Here is a 2,101-nt window from a genome sequence, read left to right on the forward strand (position 1 = left end):
TTACGATCATAGTTTTTATCACGATAAACTGTCCAACCCATTTCTTTTAATTGCTCAGCAACCTTATTGAAAGTAATCAAAGCTTTCGGACCAAGGTGTGCTTCTGCTGCTTCTCGCTCATTAAGGATTTTCAGATGTTTTTCAGAAAATTCAACGGCATGGTTAACATATTTTTCTACGTCATTATCATCCAAATGTTCAGAAATCGTACCTGCTTCTAAAAAACTTTGATAAGATTTCAGGATATCAATTCGACCTGTTAACGCTAAACAAGCCAAATGCCAGATTATGTCTATATTGTAGCTATATTTTTGAACAAGTGTTTTGCTTTCAATCGATGCTTGTAAATTTTGGGCGCGTGCCCATTGTATTATCCGCTCAGAGATTTGTGTTAACTCTTGCTCATTCAATGTTTCTACACAAATATCAATCCCTTTATCAAAACCGCTAAAAATTCCCCCCCCAATCGTATTAAAAGACTGATAAATATCCGTAGGTCCTATCCAAATATATTCTCTCCTATAGTAAATATATTTGCAAGCTACAGAAATCTCTTCGTTAGAGATCCCAGCTTCAAGATGGACATTGTAATTGTCATGGAGATGTACAAAACCAAAATCAAATTGAATAAAACGATCTGGCAAAGAGAGCCACATTTTTCCAGGTTCCGTAGAAAACCACCCTTGGGTTTTAAGAATACGGCTTGCTGCAGTAAGGCTTATCGAGCGCTGTTTGGGCTTTTTACGCGTTAGAATATCGTCTAACTCCCCATTTTTATAAGCTTGCGCAAAAAGAATGAGGCGCTCATACCGCGTCATCGCTTTGTAATCTGCAAATTCTGGTACATGTAATTGAGGTGCCGGCTTATCAGACCTTAAAGCATCAATATCGCCAAGCAATGCTTGTGCAACAGCAGAATGATTGGCGGCTTCTTCACGCAATTTTTGTTCAATATTCTGCGTTTGTGCCCAAAAGATTACTTTGTTTAAAACAGCTTCGATATGACTTTCTGAAAGATTCTGTGCCACAATTCCGAAATTTTCTTCTGCATAAATCAACGTATCACCATATTCATAGCGCGACTGTTCGCCATTATCATATTCCTCAGCAAGACAATAAGCGGCGGTGGTAAGAGCAACTGATAGCCGCAACCTTCCACCATCCTCTCCATAATCTACAACATCATAACTAATGCCTACAATGCGATCGGGAAGATGATAATAAGCAAATGTATCTCCAACTTCATCGCGATAAATCTCCCAGCCCAATCTTTTTAAAATCTCTGTTACGTCTTTCGTTTTCATTATGCTTCACTTCCCTTTTAAATAGCTTGGATGTCGATCAACTCCATGGTGCAGTGTCCCCTCATTCCACTTCTTATCTAGCTGATTTTTAGCCCAATTCTTGTTAAATTTATCTAATTCTTTCTCCAATTCTTTTACACTGCCTTTAAAATTATCTATAGTACCTTTAAGATCTTTTTGATATTGATCAAATTTTTCTTTATTTTGCTTAAGATACTTTTCAGCTTCAGAACCACAAAATTTTATGCTTCCTGTTGTTTTACATATTTCTCTTAAACCTTTCTGCCCTTTACTTAATTTGGCTTTACCTGTTTTCGTCTCATTAAACGCTGGTTTTCCATCCTTAATAAATGTGTTATCGGGACGTGTTCTTACCTTAATTGTGCCTTTATCTGTCGTAATTTCAATTTCAATCGTTAATTCTTTTTCGCTGGGTGAAAATCCTTCCTCCTTTAATTTTTGTTTTTTCTCATCGCGTTTTTTGTCATGATGTTCCCTAGCTTTATTAAGCTTTTTACCTTTTCCATCATTGTCATCGTCATTATTGTTTTGTGGGTCTTTAGCATTCGCCTGAGAAGCTTTGTTTTTTTCTTCTTGTGAGTTTTGATTTGTTTTTTCGCTATCTTCTTCTCCATTTTTTGATGCAAACCAATAGGCAAGAAAATCAGCTATAGCGGTTCTATTGTTAGGAGATTGAACAATAGTTGCTCCACCAGCCATAAAAAGAGACAGAGCTGCCAACTCTTGTGGCGTAAGCGACACAATGAACGCTACAGCAGCTGCTACCGCAGGAAGAA

Annotated in this window: 1 protein-coding gene and 1 pseudogene; both read right to left on the bottom strand. The window is 37.3% G+C overall.

The window, feature by feature from the left end; all coding sequences use genetic code 11:
• Positions 1–1,304, bottom strand: a 1,304-nt coding sequence (locus tag GGR08_RS07825; protein WP_425485763.1) for a DUF6990 domain-containing protein, incomplete at its 3' end; no start/stop codon positions are given.
• 6 nt (positions 1,305–1,310) lie between these two features.
• Positions 1,311–2,101, bottom strand: a pseudogene (locus tag GGR08_RS07830) (hypothetical protein); the annotation flags it as partial.

The organism is Bartonella fuyuanensis, assembly GCF_014197255.1.
GTDB classification, from domain to species: domain Bacteria; phylum Pseudomonadota; class Alphaproteobacteria; order Rhizobiales; family Rhizobiaceae; genus Bartonella; species Bartonella fuyuanensis.